This is a genomic window from Bacillus salipaludis, assembly GCF_004358205.1.
The window spans coordinates 40,709-57,815 of the sequence record NZ_SMYO01000011.1; the positions used below are offsets into that span (position 1 = coordinate 40,709).

The following is a 17,107-nucleotide window of genomic DNA, read 5'->3' on the forward strand; positions in this document are numbered from 1 at the left end:
ATATTAACTATAAACCACATCTACGGTAAAAAAAATGACGGTTTTTTTATGAATTTTGATAAGAAAAAGTTATCATCTTCTACTTTATTTCTAGTAAAATTGGACAATGATCACTACCCAAAACGGTTGAATGAATGTTCGCATCGACTAAACGATCACGCAACTGCTCAGAAACTATAAAGTAATCAATCCGCCATCCAATATTCCGCTCGCGGACCTTCATCATGTAAGACCACCATGTGTAGGCCCCTTCCTGTTCAGGGTAAAAATGCCGGAAACTGTCAATGAATCCTGACTCCAGCAACCCGGTCATTTTCCCGCGTTCTTCCTCGGTAAAACCAGAATTTCCCAGATTTGATTTTGGATTGCGCAAATCAATTTCCTTATGGGCAACGTTTAAATCCCCACATAACACAACCGGCTTGATCGCATCTAATTTTTGAAGATGCTCTAAAATTCGTTCCTCCCACTCCAAACGAAACGGAAGTCTAGCTAAATCCCGCTGTGAGTTCGGTGTATATACATTCACCAGGAAAAAATCATCGAATTCCAGCGTGAGAATACGGCCTTCTGACTCAGAATCCTCATCTAACAGTCCATATTTTACCGAAATCGGATCCATTTTTGTAAAAACAGCTGTGCCGGAATAGCCTTTCTTTTCGGCATAGTTCCAATATTGCTTATATCCCTCTAAATCTAGCTCAATTTGCCCCTCTTGCAGCTTCGTTTCTTGAATACAAAAAATATCTGCGTCGACTTCTTTAAAATAATCTAAGAAGCCCTTTTTTACACAAGCCCTAAGGCCGTTTACATTCCATGAAACTAATTTCATTTTTCTGTTTCCTTCTCCCTTGTTGCCTTTTTCTTTTTATTTTGATGGAAACTTTGGATTGTGACAATGGAAAAAATTAAAAAGCTGGAAATTTTATATGATGAGTTCGTTTGAATTACTTAAAGTGATTAGGAGATAAAAGGAACTAATATACCAGACTACTAATCTTTATTCTTTCTGGACAAGTATAAATATTCAAAGATTGATTGCGGATAAATCCTACCGTTGTGATCCCAAGCTCTTCTGCCAGCTGTAGAGCTAATTCTGTTGGGGCCGATTTTGAAAGGACTATCTCACATCCTATTTTTGATACTTTTAATAATATTTCTGAAGAGATGCGTCCACTAAAGACAATAATTTTTTCTCCAATTGAGATGTTATTTTTTAAGCAATATCCGTATATTTTATCCAAAGCATTATGCCGACCTATATCCATCCGACTTAAGATTATACCCTCTCCATCGCAAAGAGCTGCGTTATGAACTCCTCCTGTATCTTGAAAAGTTGTCGCAGAATTTTGCAAATCTTCCATTAAGCGATAGCATTGATCTGTAGAAAGGGTCACTCGAATATCATTCATTTTTTTAGCATTTAATGCATCGTTTACAAAGACAAAGCCTTGTCTGCTCATTCCACAGCATGACGTTATATAGCGTTTGCTGTGGAAATTTTGATAATAAGGATTCAGTTTATCTGTTTCTACATATACATAACCATCATTTTCTCGAACCCAAATCTCTTTTACATCTTTAAAACTTTTTATTATCCCTTCAGATGCTAAATACCCTATTACCATATCTTCAATATACTCTGGTGTACAAACCATTGTCACAAGCTCTTGTCCATTTATTTTTACTGTAACAGGAGACTCTGTCACAATACTATCTTCAGTTATTTGCGTATACCCATTTGTACATTTTAGAATTTCTCGTTTTTTCACTATTGGTTTCATCAAAGGATCTCATTCCTTGTCCATAATAGATTCATCAAAAACAAAAACCGTCATTGCAGTATCAATTTCTATATTGATATCAGTAAAGATACTCACAATTTTTGCATTCATCATTTCCTCTATTCTTTTCACCAGTTCAGGATCTTTATAGATATTCTTCACTAATTCGGTTCGAGCCTCATGAACCATCAACTCTCCCTCTTTTGAACTTATCATAAACTTTTCAACATTTGTTAAATTACCTTTCATCTCACAAATTACCCAAGGACCTGTAATACGAGTAGTAATTTCTCTCGGCCCATTCCCAATATATTCCTTTCGTATTTCACGAATCAACATACTAAATTTATGTTCCAAATTCTTTGTCATTATATCCTCCACAGATCATCAAGTTTATTTCCATCAAGGTTTTCGTTAACAATTTACGATACGTCATTAACACAGTATTATTATTGTTTTTCAATCCGATTGCAAGGTAGTTCAAGTCTCCAATTATTATGAATCGAGTACATTCGAATAAAAACAACGAAAACAACTACGGTCGTCAATTCTATAGGGCTGCTCCACCCAGACCAAATACAAACAGCACACAAAAATGTAAGGATTGCATGGATTTCTTCCTTTAATGCAAGGGGAGGTCTCCCCGCTAATAAATCTCGAACCATTCCGCCGCCAACACCAGTAAACATTGAAGCGATGACAATAATGCCAAGATCATGTTGCAGGCTTTTTGCTAACTGTCCCCCTTGTATCGCAAAGGAAGCTAGACCAATAGAGTCAAAGAAATATCCCCATCGTTTCCAATGATTAACCCATTTCCTATTAACGATTACGATGGTAGTTAACGTTATTAGTACAATCAATAAGGATTGACGATCCCAAATGGAAGAAATAGGGACATCGAGAACTATGTTCCTGATTACTGCTCCACCAAAAGACGTTGTTAGACCAAGAACAAAGATTCCAATAAAAGAATATTTGGCCTGCAAAGCAACAAATGCCCCACTAGCTGCATAAGCTATAATTCCGATTATGTGTAAAACCGACCAAGTCAATTGACACTTTCCCCCTTATATATTTGAAAACTAAGTCCTTTTTCTTGTAATCAGTGAACCCAAGCAATAAATGAATCTTAAAATTACTTGTTCTCTTTTGAATGCTCCTTTAATCCTTCTCCAATTCCTTGTAGTAAATATAATGAAAATGCCAAAGCATGGTTAATATCATTGTCTCTCATGAGTTTTACTAATTTAAAAACACCGATTTTTTTATTTATTCGAAGTTCCTTCTCTGCTTTTTCAATTCCTCTTGTCATCCCGCTCATTATCTTCTTTGTCATTTCGGGATTGAGTTCTGTCAGGGCTCCCGCTGCAGCCATCCCATTGTTAATCGCATTGGTAACAGGAGGACGCAACAATTGTCCTACCGCAATTTTTGCAACTTTTTCTTTCGCCTCAATAAGACTATTTAGAGCTTCAAGAACACCACTTTCGTGAAGCTCTTGAAGAAGCTTAATTGTTTCTTTAATTCCATCCGCGTTTTCTGCTAAATCCTGTATAACACTTTCAAGTCTATCAACCTGTTTTTCCTCTTCTGAAAAAATAGGTTCTTTTATCTTGGTAATTGGTTTCGCCATCACTTTTTCCCCCTTGAAATATCGTTCAAGTCTGCAATCGGCTCATAATCATTACGTGCCCATTTTCGTTCCACCTGTACACCGAGTTGTGGAGTTCTCTCTGCATACCGAGGATTATACGACGGAAGCGGTGTACGACCTTTTACATTTATTAATTCCATTTTTACTTTTGTCTGCTTATAGGCTGGTGTTTGTGTCCGAACATCTCCCACGCTTCCAGTTAATAGATTGATAGCATTTTCATGACTGACAGAATGCATGGGGACATAGAGTTCTTTTCCGTGTACCCGATCTGTTACGATCGTCCGAAGCTTAATCGCACCATAAGGTGACACAAGCCGTACTAGCGAGCCGTCTTTTACACCGCGTTCCCGGGAAAGTTCCGGAGAAACTTCTACGAATACTTCAGGTAACTTATACTGAATCCCTTTCGATTTATTCGTCATATTCCCTTCATGAAAATGTTCTAAAAGTCGTCCATTATTCAAGGTTAGGTCGAATTCATTTGAAAATTCAATAGGAGGAACATATTCCTCAAGGGAAAAACAAGCTTTTCCATCTGGAAAGTTAAAACGTTCCGTAAAGAGAAGCGGCTCATCCGTACCATCTTTTTGCACTGGCCAATGTAAACTGTTCCATCCCTCAAGCCGTTCATACGATACACCTGCAAAAATCGGTGACAAGCTAGAAATCTCATCCATAATTTCGCTTGGGTGTTCGTAGTTCCAATTAACACCCATGTATTTCGCGATTTGTTGAATGATCCACCAATCCGGTTTAGAATCACCTAATGGATCAAGTGCACGATACAGCCGTTGAATGCGTCGCTCTGTATTGGTGAAGGTTCCATCTTTCTCAAGTGACGGAGCAGCCGGTAAAACAACATCTGCAAATTGTGCTGTTTTCGTTAGGAAAACATCCTGTACAACAAAGAATTCAAGTTTGCTAAGGGTATCATGCACATGGTTTGAGTTTGAATCGACCCATGCCATATCTTCTCCCATTAGATACATGGCTTTTAATTCGCCTTGCTCCACTGCTTCTAACATTTCAATATTTGTTAACCCTGGCTTATCGGAAATTTCGACTCCATATGCTTTCTCAAACTTTGCTCGGGCCATATCGTCTGATAAACGTTGATTCCCTGGAAGCCATTGTGGAAGGGTCCCCATGTCACAGGAACCTTGTACATTGTTATGACCGCGAAGAGGATATGCCCCCGCACCATGACGGCCAAAGTTTCCCGTTACGAGCAAAAGATTAGCGATAGCTGCTGATGTATGGGAACCAGCAACATTTTGAGTGACACCCATTCCCCATAAAATAGAAGTTCCATCTGCCTCATGAATCATTCTGGCTGTTTCAATAAGCTGTTCTTTTGAAAGACCCGTTAATTCCTCTGCATATTCAAGTGTGTATTTTTCAAGGAGTTTAAGGTACTCATTGTATTGATTTACACGTTTTTCAATAAATCTTTCATTATGCCAACCTTGATCGATTATATATTTGGCAACAGCCGTAATCCAAACATAATCTGTTCCCTGTTTTGGATGTAAAAACAGATCAGAACGCTCAGCCATTTCATGTTTTCGAAGATCGGAAACAATCAATTTTTGGCCGTATAATTTCTTTGCGCGCTTAACCCGAGTCGCTAGCACTGGGTGTCCTTCAGTTGGGTTCGCGCCAATAATGATGACAAGACCGCTGCTTGCAATATCTTTAATGGTCCCGGAGTCCCCTCCGTATCCAACCGTGGTAAGCAATCCATCTGATGCAGGTGACTGACAGTATCGCGAACAGTTGTCAATGTTGTTTGATTCAAATACTTGACGGGCTAATTTTTGCATAAGATAGGCGTCCTCGTTTGTTGTTTTGGAAGAACTTACAAATCCTAATGCACGCCCGCCATAGGTTTGTTTAATCGTACCCATTTTGTCCGCTATCAATGTCAAGGCTTCATCCCAAGTTGCTGGAACAAACTCATCCCCTTTTCGAATTAAAGGGGTAGTAAGCCGCTCTTCACTATTGACAAAATCCCATCCGAACTTTCCTTTCACACAGGTAGAAACGCTATTTACAGGACCATTTTCAGTTGGTTCAATTTTTAAAATTTCGCGGCCCTTTGTCCAGACTTCAAACGAACAGCCTACTCCACAAAACGTGCAAACGGTTTTGGTTTTCTTCGTACGGGTCTCCCGCATCGATGCTTCTACTTCGGATAAAGCAAAAATGGTCTTATAGTCCGGTTCAACTTCTTTAATAAGATCAACCATTGGGTTTAACAAATCTTTCGGAATGGCTGTCATAAATCCAGCTTCGCCCAGCATCGATTTTTCCATTAGTGCATTACATGGACATACTGTTGCACATTGTCCGCAGGATACACAGGATGATTCATTGATGGACTTGCCATTATCCCACAAGACACGTGGCATTTTTCGTTCCCAATCAATCGTTAAAGTTTCATTAACTTGCAGATCTTGGCACACTTCTACACAACGGCCGCAAAGAATACATTGATTGGGATCGTATCGGTAAAAAGGATGTGACATATCTACTTCATATCCTTTTTCTCGGAATGGACGAGTTTGATGTTCAATTTCTAAAAATTCCGCTGTATTATGAACACGACAATTCCCGTTATTATTGTCGCAAACCGTACAATAAAGTAAGTGATTCTCCAAAATACGATCCATTGCTTCTGTTTGTGCAGTTTTGGCCATTTCTGAGGAAGTCATAATATTCATTCCTTCCTCCATTATCGTAGAACAGGCCCGCATAATTTTTCCATCGATCTCACACATACACGTATCACAGGTTTGGATTGGCCCTAATACCTCTGAATAACAGATATGCGGGTGCTCTATTCCTTGTTGCAACAGATAGTCGAGAATACGAAGCCCCTTTTCTACCTCACGTTCCTTGCCATTTATCTTCACTCTCACTATTTCAGACAATGTAAACTCTCCCTTTTCCAAAATAAAAAGCCCGCCATAAAATAGTGTGTGTATGACTTTACACAAACTATTTTATGGCGGGCTAATATCTAAGCAGTTTATCCTACTAGTTATCCGTCTCACCAATAAAAATATAAAAACAACATAGAAGTAAGCAATTTGACATTACTTAACATCCATGAACTTTAATACTGTAATTATAGTACATTTAATATTTAATCTCAATAACAAATTGAATGCTAATAGTATTAAACCCTACGAGTTGATCCAACTTGACCACTAAAAACAGCAAAGGCACTATTTCTATAGCCTGCTTATTTATTTGAAAGAGAATATCCTGTTTCAATTTTTGGTTTGACACTGGATATCATGTTGTTAACTGAACTAAACAGAGCTTTTACAGAGGAGGTCATAATATCTGCGTCAATCCCACAGCCCCAATAAACAGCACCATCCAATGCGGTAAACCCTACATAAGATACAGCATTTGATCCCGAGCCGATTTCTAAAGCATGCTGCTTATAAAGTAAATCTTTATATTGAATACCTAATGTCGTTTGGAGAACATTGCTAATTGCGTCCAGTCTTCCATTCCCCACACCTAATGCTTCATGAACCTCGTTATCGATTTTGATGGATAAATTGGTTTCATAATTTTCATTTTGAGTAAATCGGTAATTGATAAACTCAACAGGAGTATTAATATTCACATATTCATTGATGAAAATGTCATAGATTTCATTTGGCATAAGCTCCTTGTGCAAACGGTCCGATACATTTTTAACATGATATCCGAAGCTTTCACGCATTTCCGCAGGCAGATCAAGCCTATAATTTTGCTTAAGCACATAACCAATGCCCCCTTTACCGGATTGGCTGTTAATACGGATGATATCTCCCTCATACTGTCTTCCAATATCCTTTGGATCAATCAATAGGTAAGGTACTGTCCAATACTGACGTTCCTCTTCCTCACGCCAGTTCATCCCTTTTGCAATCGCATCCTGATGGGATCCTGAAAATGCAGTAAAGACAAGTTCACCGCCATATGGATGTCTTTCAGGAACCCTCATTCTTGTTAATTCTTCATACTTGCCAAGGATGGTAGGGATATTTTCAAAATTAAGCTTTGGATTTACTCCGTGCGAAAACATATTTAAGGCAAGCGTTACGATGTCGACGTTTCCTGTTCTCTCGCCATTTCCAAACAGTGTTCCTTCTACTCTCTGCGCTCCGGCAAGCATTCCCAGCTCTGCATCTGCAACCCCTGTTCCCCTGTCATTGTGTGGATGGAGTGACAGGATCACATTGTCTCGGTAGTTCAGATGATCACTCATATACTCAATTTGACTTGCGTAAACGTGAGGCATTGACATTGATACTGTAGCCGGAAGGTTGATAATCACCTTGTTCTCGGCAGTAGGCTGCCATATATCAAGTACCTGGTTGCATATATCAAGTGCGAACTCCATCTCTGTACCCGTGAAGCTTTCCGGTGAATATTGAAACTGGAAATTCCCCTCGGTTTCAGCAGAATATTTCTTAAGTAGTTTTGCTCCAGTTACAGCAATGTCGATAATTTCTTCTTCCGTTTTTTGAAAAACTTGCTCACGCTGTGCCAATGATGTCGAATTGTAAAGGTGTACGACAGCTTTTTTTGCTCCTTGAAGCGATTCAAACGTTTTTCTTATAATATGTTCTCTGGACTGTGTTAACACTTGAATCGTTACATCGTCCGGAATCAGATCCTTTTCAATCAAGGTACGTAAAAAAGTATATTCTGTATCCGATGCAGCAGGAAAACCGACTTCTATTTCCTTGAAACCTACATCCAAAAGCAATTGAAAATATTCCAGCTTTTCCTCCAAACTCATTGGTACGATTAAAGCCTGATTTCCATCTCTTAAGTCCACACTGCACCATGTAGGAGCTTCCTCTATGTACTCCTTGTCTGTCCATTTCAAGCTTTTCACTGGGGGCATAAAATATCCTCTAGAATACTTTTGAACGTTTTTCATTCTGACGACCACCTTTATATTTTTTTATCGTTCGTTTAGTTAAAATAAAAAAGCCTATCATCTCATAAGAGACGACAGGCTTTGCCTACGTGGTACCACTCTTTTTGATTCGCATACAAACAAACGAACCCACTTCATGACTTGATTACGGCTGTCAACCGGTAAAGCCTACCTATCAGCTTTACCACTCCTGGGCGAGTTGGGGAATTTATTGACTGTCTCTCACCAACCGACAGCTCTCTAAGCAATAAATATTCCTTAATACTCCCATTCAATGTGTTTCCATTTATTTAACTTTTTAATTTTTCTAATTTTATAACAGAATTACCTAACAATCAAGCTGTATTTTTAATTTTTTCAATATTTAAAAAGCATTTAAGAAAAATGAAATTAAATTTTCGAAATTAAAAACGCCGACTCTTAAATAGCTCGACGTTTAAATCCTATATTAATAAAGGGGAAATGTTTTCTTCTTCATTTTTTTAGCAAAGAGCTCTGACACAGGTACGATTTTAATTTGTCGCTTATTAAATTCATCTAGTGATTCAAAAATACCGATCGAACAAACTTTTCCCGTAATCCCGACATGTCCAATTGCAATCCCTTGTCCCTTGATTTCTGTCACCTTTGCAAGTCGAATCATTTGTTTTCTCACATATGAGGACGATGAAATATCATCAAGAAACACATCTCTTTTTAAAAGCGGTACACCTAATTCTTCAGCGACTTTTGGAAATTTACTCTGTGGACTTGTCCCACTATCAATAATGTAGAGACCTTTTTCCTTGGCAACTTCTACTATCGCCCGGACAATTGGCTCGTTCTCCACCGCAAGTGAACCCATATGATTGTTCAGTCCTACAGCATATGGGACGGTACTAATCGCCTCCTCAACACGAGCTTTTACTTCTTTTGGAGAAAGATCTACGGTAATCGGTTTTGGACCGAGCCATGATCTTTTTCCTCTTTTCGGTTCCATCGGTAAATGGACGATAACCTCAAAACCATTTTTATGAGCCCATTCGGCATGTTCCTTTGATTTTTCTGTAAAAGGCATAACGGCAGCTGTAATTGGTATATCTCCTTCTAAAAAGTCACGCACACCCCCGGTTCCACCGCCGAAATCATCAATAATAATGGCCGCTTTTAATTTGTAAGGTACATTTTTTGCTGCAAAAACAGGAGAACCGATAAAAAATACCAGTAAGGAAATGAAAATAAAAGCAAATTTCTTCATATAGCCCCCCAAAATTAGGATTTGAAGATAATTTGCCCGGATTTTGAATAATTTATCTGCGTAAAAATGAAATTTATCTGTGATGCATATTGATTTATCTGCGGTTAAGGCTTTTTTATCTGCGTAAAGCCCGACTTTATCTGCGAAGCTGAATTCCCCCCAAAAACACAAAAAAGGCCGTCCAAAAAGAAAACTTTCCGGACAGCCTTTTTCAAATCCTATTCTTCGTCAAATACTTCGACTTTCTCCATTACATCGCCATTTCTCATTGCTTTTGCATGTTCAAGTCCTGAAGTCACTTGTCCGAAAACGGTGTGAACACCATTTAGGTGAGGCTGTGATTCGTGAACAATAAAGAATTGGCTGCCGCCAGTGTCTCTGCCCGCATGTGCCATTGAGAACGCACCTGGAACGTGTTTATGCGGATTTCCTTCAGTTTCACATTTGATGGTGTAACCAGGACCGCCAGTCCCTGTACCGCTCGGGCACCCGCCTTGACTTACAAAGCCAGGGATGACACGGTGGAATGTTAATCCATTGTAGAAGCCTTCTTTTGCTAATTTTTCAAAGTTAGCAACTGTACCAGGTGCTTCGTTTGGATAAAGTTCAAATTCGATTTTGTTTCCATTTTGCATTGATATGTATCCCTTTTTTGTCATTCCATTCATCTCCTAATACTGATTTTTTCATACCTAACCCAAGAAGTTATTATATCAACTATTTTCCTTCATTTCAAACAACTGTAACTAAGGAGTTTAGGAATAGAGTATGACTTCGTTCCTCATAATAAAATTGTTAGAGCCATTAAGAGAAAGAGCAAAAGGATATGAATAAGAGGCAGTTGATCTTATGGGTCTTTTAAACAAATTATTCGGAAATTCCACAAAGGAGGAAGAAGTAATGGCAAATGAAAAACTAAAAATAGGAATTATTTTAGGTAGTACACGCCAAGGCAGAGTGAGTCCGCAAGTTGGAGAATGGGTTAAAGGAATTGCTGATAAACGTGGGGATGCAGATTATGAGATTGTGGATATTGCCCAATTCAATCTGCCATTTGTTTTTACAACTGCAGGAGATGAACCTGGATTAAAAACTTGGTCAGAAAAGCTGGCTTCTTTAGACGGTTTTGTATTTATCGTTGCGGAATATAATCACAGTATTACAGGTGCATTAAAAAATGCATTAGATTCTGCTCGTGATGAATGGAATAATAAAGCAGCAGGTATTGTCAGCTATGGCTCTACTGGCGGTGCTCGTGCGGCTGAACATTTACGTGGAATCTGTGGTGAGCTACTAATAGCTGATGTTCGAGTACATCCAACATTATCATTATTTACGGATTTCGAGAACGGATCCAATTTTAAACCTCAAGATTTACATCTTAATAATGTAAATGCTATGCTTGATCAACTTATCGCATGGAGCGGTGCATTAAAAACTTTAAGATAAAGCGTTCGCAAAAAAGGAGGGGTATAAAAAACCCCCCTTATTTTTTTATGGGTAAAGAATTATAGTTGTTTTCATTTTTCTTATCAATTGTTTGCCATAAGAAACTTTTTTTCATGCTCATTACTAAGTTAGAAAAGGGACAAAAGGTTTCTCTAGACCCACTAGATATTTTTATTTAATAATAGAAAGGAGAAATAGTGGAGGATAGAAAAATGAATGAGCAAGGATATATAGATCTTAAAAGAGGAGAACGAGGAGCAATTATAAGTATTATTGCCTATATTTGTTTGTCCTCATTAAAATTATTCATTGGTTATGCAGCCAATTCCGAAGCCTTAAAAGCAGATGGTTTAAATAATGCCACAGATATAATTGCATCGATTGCGGTTTTGATTGGACTAAAATTATCACAGCGACCTGCTGATGACGACCATCCTTATGGTCACTGGAAGGCAGAAACAGTTGCCTCAATGGTTGCTTCGTTTATTATGATTGGTGTCGGAATACAAGTTACATATGAAGCGATTTCTAGTACTTTTAGCGGAGAAAACGGATCTCCAGACTTAGTTTCGGCATGGACTGGACTCTTTTGTGCTTTCGTCATGTATCTTGTATATCGGTATAATAAAAAACTAGCATCGGAAATTAATAGTCAATCGGTAATGGCCGCAGCGAAGGATAATCTCTCAGATGCATGGGTTAGCGTAGGAACATTCATCGGAATTATGGGTGCCCAGTTTGGCCTTCCTTGGTTAGACCCTATTACTGCTATAATTGTTGGACTCATAATTTGTAAGACTGGTTGGGAGATTTTTAGAGATACATCGCATCATTTAACTGATGGTTTTGATGTAAAACAAATAGAATCATATAAAGATACGATTATTAAGTGTTATGGTGTAAAAGGTGTTCAAGACATTAAGGCTAGGAATTACGGAAATAACGTGGTTGTGGACATCGTAATCCTAGTAAATTCTGATTTAGATATTCGTGGAGCTCATGATATTGCAACCAAAGTTGAAAATGAATTGATAAAGGAACATCATGTCTTTGATGTCCATGTCCACGTAGAACCTAATTAAATTAACACTTTTTAAACAAGAAAAGAAAGTTTGAAACCATCTTTATTTTTTCCAAATTTGTGGTAAGCTAGAGGTACCCTTCCGAACATTCGCTTGTTGCGGGACACTTAACCACTGTACGGACGGAAGGGGCAGGTGCCGCTTACGCGGGTACCTGAAAAGCCAAGACATTAGTCTTGGCTTTTGTTTTTATTCTCCATCCAATGAAAAAAGCTATAAATCACCGTTAAAAAAATTAAATAGCCTCCTGCCGTATAAAGGTGTTTCCATTCACTGGAATGAGCGAACATCCCTATCATCTCTAATAACTTTTCCATGATTGGCATGAAAAGACTTAAAAATAGGACAATTCCCGCCTTCCCCCAACCATTTACCTTTTTCATCAAATAAAGATAAATAAAAATAAAGACAGGAAGCACCACAAGGGTGAACACAATATTAATCGAAAAAATTTCAGGATAGGGCCGAATTGGAAAACGATACATTTGTTTTTCAACAAAATAAAGGTCTAAATACGTTCCAAGAAGTGAGCCAAGCAGCATTGCCGGAATATACGTCTTAATCCAAAATAGATATCGCTTTTTTCGCAAGGGCGGCAAGCTCGAGCCGTTCAAGTGTTTTACAGTATTCATTCTTAATCTCCCCATCATAAGATTCATTGTCCTCTTTTAAATAATCCACAACTCGCCAGTCGAGAAACCAATCACCTTTTTCCGCTTCAGGATGAGATCGATTTTTCCAAGCGGATTCCAAATTGGGACTAAATATTTTTCTTTCACCAGGCCGCAGACGGCAGGATTTTAAACGCAGCTGGTAAGCCAGGCCCGGAACTCCTTCATTGACATGATTGAAAACATCCGGCCAGTAATCCTTTCTTGAACCTGTATGCGGATGACTTTTTGCCCATTCTACCACACCCTCAAAAATCTCCCGGTCCTGATATAAAACAGCATATAATCGTTTACCTAATAGAATTCGCTCATTGACCGAGCCAAATTGATGAAGGGTCTGGCCAACCATCTTTTTATTTCCATACGGAAAAAGAATTTGGTTAAAGGAAAGCAAATCCTGCAGTTTAAACTCCAGTTTATTGAACACCTCCTTCTTATATTGAGGATTTTGCACGACTCTCTTTTCTAAATAGCTTTGCTCATTGACAATAAGGGCCATCGTAAGGATGTAGGTGTCATGATTTTGCCAAAAATGATTCCAAATGGTTTCCATGAAGGTCGAAATATTTAGGTATGGAAATAAGTAAAATAACGGTTTATGGACAGTAAGGCTTTCGCGATAAAGTAAAAATTGTGGATAGGCATCCTGGAAAATCAGCCAATTACCCCGCTCCAGAAAGGAAAAAAATGAATTCCTTTCTTTTTTCGATAACAATCTCGTCAAAAATTCTCCTTTTAAATCGGTCATATTAAAACCGCCGTTCCTTGAAACCATATGACCTAAAAATGCCCAATGTATTTCGGGATGGTATTGATAAAATTCAAAATACGCTCGCGTCCTTGTGACATTATTTAGATTATGTTCTTGGGTTTTCAGCCTTATTTGTTTTAACAGTAAGCGATCCTGTTTCGGTAACAGCTCTTCATGAACAGAAGCCTTCCCCATCAGTTTGCTTTTCTTCTTCAGTTCTTCGGCAATACTTTCAAGCGGAGATTTTTCACGATTTCGCAGAAAAAATATGACGCAGCACCTCCCCTACGAATTCTCCTTACCTAAAGGGAATATGTATAGATAAGAATCCATTAATGGGAGAGGAATGAGATTATAGAATGATCACTGCAAGTAAGGGCATCGACTGGATTGTAGGAAAGCTGAAGAATGATCAATCTCCCGACGGCTCATGGAACTATCCCTTTGAAACAGGAATTTCAACAGATGCATATATGATTATTTTATTAAGGACATTGGAATTACATGATGAAGAATTAATCCAAGGGTTAGCTGAGCGATTATTATCCAGGCAGGAAAAGAATGGGGCTTGGAAAATATTTTACGATGAGGGCGAAGGAAATCTGACAGCCACCATTGAGGCCTATTACGCTCTACTTTATTCAGGGTATTATCAAAAGAACGACCGACGTTTGAGGGCAGCCAAAATATTTATTTTGGCGAATGGCGGCTTAGAAGAAGCAAGCATGTATACAAAGGTGATGCTGGCCATAACCGGACAATATAACTGGCCGAAATTTTCTCCGATGCCGGTTGAAATCATTCTTTTGCCGCTTAGTTTCCCCGTTAACTTTTACTCTTTTTCCGTTTTCGGCAGGGCAAATCTTACTCCCATTATGATTTTGGCAGATAAAAAGTTCACCCTCACCACAGCAAAAAGTCCAAATTTATCGGAATTGCAGATAGACCGAAACACACCTGACCCATGGATTCGAACAAGCGAAATGCGGTCGCTGTTTTCCTTCCTTGAAGATGGTGTGAAAAATTTACTCGGATTACCTGGTGACCTCCACAGATTAGCCATCGAACGGGCCAAAAAATATATGCTCGACCGAATAGAGACGGATGGTACGTTTTACAGCTATTATAGCTGCACATTTTTAATGATTTTCGCACTCCTCTCACTGGGGTACAAAAAGACAGACCCGATTATTATCAATGCGGTAAATGGAATTAAGTCTATGAAATGTGAGATCAAAGGCCTGCCCCATATGCAGTACACGACGGCAAATGTTTGGAATACCTCATTAATTGGTTATGCGCTGCAGGGGGCAGGTATTGTACCGGAAGATCCAATGATCGTGAGGGCAAACCAATATTTATTAGAAAGGCAGCATCATAAGTTCGGTGATTGGGTGATTCATAATCCGAACAGTCTGCCGGGGGGCTGGGGGTTTTCCCATGTGAACCATATACTCCCGGATGTTGATGATACCACCGCCTCACTGCGCTCGATTTCAAGAATCGCTTCCACTCATCTTAACACTTGGGATCGAGGGATTAATTGGATTTTTTCGATGCAAAATGATGATGGCGGCTGGGCAGCCTTTGAAAAAAACGTCAATTCGAAGATTGTTGAGTTTTTACCCGTTGAAAAAGGGAAGTATATGTTATTGGACCCTACTTGTGCAGATCTTACGGGCCGGACCCTTGAATTCTTCGGGAATTTTACGAATCTATCACGCAACCATGAGGATGTGAAAAAAGCTGTCAAATGGCTTATAAAAAACCAGGAAAAGAACGGATCTTGGTATGGAAGATGGGGAATTTGCTACCTTTACGGGACATGGGCAGCGATCACAGGACTTTTATCGGTCGGAGTCCCTGCCGCTGAACCGGCTGTCGTAAAGGCGGTAAATTGGCTGAAGAGCACTCAAAATGATGATGGTGGCTGGGGCGAATCTTGTCACAGTGATAATCAGGAAACCTATGTCCCGCTCCGCGCAAGTACGTTGACGCATACCGCCTGGGCACTTGATGCCTTGATCGCAGCAACGGATCAGCCAACAAAAGAGATTGATAGGGGAATTTCGTATTTGCTCGCTTCGCTCGAAAAAGAGGATTGGACAATAGACTATCCAAAGGGCCAAGGTATGGCGGGCGCCTTTTACATCCACTATCACAGCTACCGCTATGTTTTCCCGTTAATCGCCCTTACGCATTATCAAAAGAAATTTGGATATTAAAATAGCAAAAACATCGAAGGCACGCCCCTCGATGTTTTTATTCTTCAATTAATTTGGTTAGTTGCTTGTATATCTCAACAATCTCCTCCATCCTCATTCGGACAAGTCCACTTGAGGATGGTGCGATAAAATCAATCGTCCCCGGAACAACCGATTCCGTTTGTACCCCCCATGGCGCCGTTTTTCGGCCACTATATTCCTGGTACACGCCTTTCCCGACAAAACAAACCACTTTCGGTTTAAACCGTTGAATCTTTTCTTTTAAAATTTCTCTACCCTCGCGATATTCTTCCTTGGTAATTTCATCCGCCGCCTTAGTTGGCCTGGCCACAATATTAGTGAACCCATAACCCCTTTCTACTAAATCCCCATCCTCTGAGGCTTCATATTTTCTTGGTGTCAGCCCCGCTTCAAAAAGAATTTTCCAAAAGCGGTTGTTTGGATTTGCATAATGATGCCCTACTTCACCTGAACGAATACTTGGATTAAATCCCACAAATAAAATCGTTAAATTTTCCTTTAAATGATCATCAATTGGTTTCATTATCCTGCCTGCACCTTAAATATTTATTTTAGTTCCCTCTAATAGTTTATCAAAATAAATGTGCTTCCAAAAATAGTTTCCAAAGATTAAGAAATAAAAAATTGCACACCGCGAAAAGAAGTAATCATGCTTGCAAGCAATCCAACAATCGAGACAATCAACAGCGAATAAAAAAGTTTTGCATCCTGGAGCAAAAACAAGGCAGCAAAAATGATCATTGTGTCCATTGCAAAAATAATCACACCGACATTGACCTTTGACCATTTTGCCAAAAGCAATGCTAGTAAATCCATTCCTCCAGGGCTAACATGATTTCTTAACATCACCCCGACCCCAATCCCAATGATGACTGCACCGATAATCACACTGCTCATAATCGGTAAATGGATGACGCCGTTTAATGGAATCAGCAATTCAATCATCAGTCCGGAGATGATGGCTCCAATAATCCCATTAATAAAATAAAGCGGATTGGATTTAAAGGCAAACATATAGACAGGAAAATTAAGGAGAATGAAAATTAATCCGGCTTTAAATCCCCATAGATAATTTATAATCAGGCTTATTCCTATAAACCCGCCATTGATTAAATGAAATGGAATAATAAATCCATTTAGACCGATACCAATTAATGTACTCCCAAAGCCAATAACCATCATTTTTTTTACCATGCAATCCATCCTTGTCCTATACTCTTTTTACTACATATATGTCCAAGAGAAAAACTTATTCGACCAGATGGAATTTAATGAT

The 17,107-nt window shown here is 39.0% G+C and carries 16 protein-coding genes and 1 other annotated feature; of the genes, 3 read left to right on the forward strand and 13 right to left on the reverse strand.

The window, feature by feature from the left end; genetic code table 11:
* Nucleotides 1–79: 79 nt before the first annotated feature.
* From E2K98_RS21290 to E2K98_RS21330, 9 genes are all read right to left on the reverse strand, one after another.
* Nucleotides 80–832: an exodeoxyribonuclease III gene (locus E2K98_RS21290; RefSeq protein ID WP_133337722.1), complete on the reverse strand. Its 753-nt coding sequence runs from the start codon at nt 830–832 to the stop codon at nt 80–82.
* 145 nt (nt 833–977) lie between these two features.
* Nucleotides 978–1,784, reverse strand: coding sequence for a formate dehydrogenase accessory sulfurtransferase FdhD (gene fdhD, locus E2K98_RS21295; protein WP_133337724.1), 807 nt, complete (start codon nt 1,782–1,784; stop codon nt 978–980).
* A 9-nt stretch (nt 1,785–1,793) separates the two neighbouring features.
* Nucleotides 1,794–2,153 carry a DUF2294 domain-containing protein gene (locus E2K98_RS21300; protein ID WP_133337726.1) on the reverse strand — a complete coding sequence of 120 codons (360 nt, stop codon included), beginning with the start codon at nt 2,151–2,153 and terminating at the stop codon, nt 1,794–1,796.
* Between the two features lie 80 nt (nt 2,154–2,233).
* Nucleotides 2,234–2,839 (reverse strand): trimeric intracellular cation channel family protein, encoded by a 606-nt coding sequence (locus tag E2K98_RS21305; RefSeq protein WP_133337728.1) that lies wholly within the window; start codon nt 2,837–2,839, stop codon nt 2,234–2,236.
* A gap of 83 nt (nt 2,840–2,922) precedes the next feature.
* Nucleotides 2,923–3,420 carry a DUF1641 domain-containing protein gene (locus E2K98_RS21310; protein WP_133337730.1) on the reverse strand — a complete coding sequence of 166 codons (498 nt, stop codon included), beginning with the start codon at nt 3,418–3,420 and terminating at the stop codon, nt 2,923–2,925.
* Nucleotides 3,420–6,377 (reverse strand): formate dehydrogenase subunit alpha, encoded by a 2,958-nt coding sequence (gene fdhF, locus E2K98_RS21315; RefSeq protein WP_133337732.1) that lies wholly within the window; start codon nt 6,375–6,377, stop codon nt 3,420–3,422. Before fdhF ends, E2K98_RS21310 begins: the two co-directional genes overlap by 1 nt.
* Nucleotides 6,378–6,691: 314 nt before the next feature.
* The gene (locus E2K98_RS21320) at nt 6,692–8,395 is read right to left on the reverse strand and encodes a 2-isopropylmalate synthase (protein WP_133337734.1); all 1,704 of its coding nucleotides are present in this window, start codon (nt 8,393–8,395) and stop codon (nt 6,692–6,694) included.
* A gap of 64 nt (nt 8,396–8,459) precedes the next feature.
* Nucleotides 8,460–8,679 (reverse strand) — a binding site (T-box leader).
* A 164-nt stretch (nt 8,680–8,843) separates the two neighbouring features.
* A complete protein-coding gene (locus tag E2K98_RS21325) occupies nt 8,844–9,632 on the reverse strand; it encodes a divergent polysaccharide deacetylase family protein (protein WP_133337736.1) in 789 nt (262 codons plus the stop codon).
* Nucleotides 9,633–9,850: 218 nt separating this feature from the next.
* A complete protein-coding gene (locus E2K98_RS21330; RefSeq protein ID WP_026576902.1) occupies nt 9,851–10,291 on the reverse strand; it encodes a peptidylprolyl isomerase in 441 nt (146 codons plus the stop codon).
* 190 nt (nt 10,292–10,481) lie between these two features.
* Here E2K98_RS21330 and E2K98_RS21335 point away from each other — a divergent pair, with 190 nt between their 5' ends.
* Both E2K98_RS21335 and E2K98_RS21340 read left to right on the forward strand, forming a co-directional pair.
* Nucleotides 10,482–11,081, forward strand: a complete 600-nt coding sequence (locus E2K98_RS21335) for an NADPH-dependent FMN reductase (RefSeq protein WP_133337738.1) — start codon at nt 10,482–10,484, stop codon at nt 11,079–11,081.
* Nucleotides 11,082–11,293: 212 nt separating this feature from the next.
* The gene (locus tag E2K98_RS21340; RefSeq protein ID WP_133337740.1) at nt 11,294–12,163 is read left to right on the forward strand and encodes a cation diffusion facilitator family transporter; all 870 of its coding nucleotides are present in this window, start codon (nt 11,294–11,296) and stop codon (nt 12,161–12,163) included.
* Between the two features lie 170 nt (nt 12,164–12,333).
* On the opposite strand, the gene E2K98_RS21345 is transcribed toward E2K98_RS21340, so the two are convergent.
* Both E2K98_RS21345 and E2K98_RS21350 read right to left on the reverse strand, forming a co-directional pair.
* Nucleotides 12,334–12,795, reverse strand: coding sequence for a CBO0543 family protein (locus tag E2K98_RS21345; RefSeq protein WP_235824899.1), 462 nt, complete (start codon nt 12,793–12,795; stop codon nt 12,334–12,336).
* Complete coding sequence (locus tag E2K98_RS21350) at nt 12,722–13,780, reverse strand: DUF2515 domain-containing protein (protein WP_133337742.1); 1,059 nt, start codon at nt 13,778–13,780, stop codon at nt 12,722–12,724. The genes E2K98_RS21345 and E2K98_RS21350 overlap by 74 nt, the downstream gene beginning before the upstream one ends.
* Nucleotides 13,781–13,944: 164 nt before the next feature.
* Here E2K98_RS21350 and shc point away from each other — a divergent pair, with 164 nt between their 5' ends.
* On the forward strand, nt 13,945–15,810 hold the full coding sequence (gene shc / locus E2K98_RS21355; protein ID WP_133337744.1) for a squalene--hopene cyclase: 1,866 nt from the start codon (nt 13,945–13,947) through the stop codon (nt 15,808–15,810).
* A 37-nt stretch (nt 15,811–15,847) separates the two neighbouring features.
* On the opposite strand, the gene E2K98_RS21360 is transcribed toward shc, so the two are convergent.
* Together E2K98_RS21360 and E2K98_RS21365 are read right to left on the reverse strand one after the other, a co-directional pair.
* On the reverse strand, nt 15,848–16,354 hold the full coding sequence (locus E2K98_RS21360) for a mismatch-specific DNA-glycosylase (protein WP_133337746.1): 507 nt from the start codon (nt 16,352–16,354) through the stop codon (nt 15,848–15,850).
* Between the two features lie 86 nt (nt 16,355–16,440).
* A complete protein-coding gene (locus tag E2K98_RS21365; RefSeq protein ID WP_133337748.1) occupies nt 16,441–17,025 on the reverse strand; it encodes a YitT family protein in 585 nt (194 codons plus the stop codon).
* Between the last annotated feature and the right edge of the window lie 82 nt (nt 17,026–17,107).

What these genes read in the sequence shown, in the direction of transcription:
- E2K98_RS21300 (WP_133337726.1), bottom strand. Translation starts at nt 2,153, where the DNA reads ATGACAAAGAATTTGGAACATAAATTTAGTATGTTGATTCGTGAAATA.
- E2K98_RS21350 (WP_133337742.1), bottom strand. Translation starts at nt 13,780, where the DNA reads ATGGGGAAGGCTTCTGTTCATGAAGAGCTGTTACCGAAACAGGATCGC.
- E2K98_RS21345 (WP_235824899.1), bottom strand. Translation starts at nt 12,795, where the DNA reads ATGAATACTGTAAAACACTTGAACGGCTCGAGCTTGCCGCCCTTGCGA.
- E2K98_RS21325 (WP_133337736.1), bottom strand. Translation starts at nt 9,632, where the DNA reads ATGAAGAAATTTGCTTTTATTTTCATTTCCTTACTGGTATTTTTTATC.
- E2K98_RS21340 (WP_133337740.1), top strand. Translation starts at nt 11,294, where the DNA reads ATGAATGAGCAAGGATATATAGATCTTAAAAGAGGAGAACGAGGAGCA.
- E2K98_RS21330 (WP_026576902.1), bottom strand. Translation starts at nt 10,291, where the DNA reads ATGACAAAAAAGGGATACATATCAATGCAAAATGGAAACAAAATCGAA.
- E2K98_RS21290 (WP_133337722.1), bottom strand. Translation starts at nt 832, where the DNA reads ATGAAATTAGTTTCATGGAATGTAAACGGCCTTAGGGCTTGTGTAAAA.
- E2K98_RS21365 (WP_133337748.1), bottom strand. Translation starts at nt 17,025, where the DNA reads ATGGTAAAAAAAATGATGGTTATTGGCTTTGGGAGTACATTAATTGGT.
- E2K98_RS21335 (WP_133337738.1), top strand. Translation starts at nt 10,482, where the DNA reads ATGGGTCTTTTAAACAAATTATTCGGAAATTCCACAAAGGAGGAAGAA.
- E2K98_RS21360 (WP_133337746.1), bottom strand. Translation starts at nt 16,354, where the DNA reads ATGAAACCAATTGATGATCATTTAAAGGAAAATTTAACGATTTTATTT.
- E2K98_RS21320 (WP_133337734.1), bottom strand. Translation starts at nt 8,395, where the DNA reads ATGAAAAACGTTCAAAAGTATTCTAGAGGATATTTTATGCCCCCAGTG.
- fdhD (WP_133337724.1), bottom strand. Translation starts at nt 1,784, where the DNA reads ATGAAACCAATAGTGAAAAAACGAGAAATTCTAAAATGTACAAATGGG.
- E2K98_RS21310 (WP_133337730.1), bottom strand. Translation starts at nt 3,420, where the DNA reads ATGGCGAAACCAATTACCAAGATAAAAGAACCTATTTTTTCAGAAGAG.
- shc (WP_133337744.1), top strand. Translation starts at nt 13,945, where the DNA reads ATGATCACTGCAAGTAAGGGCATCGACTGGATTGTAGGAAAGCTGAAG.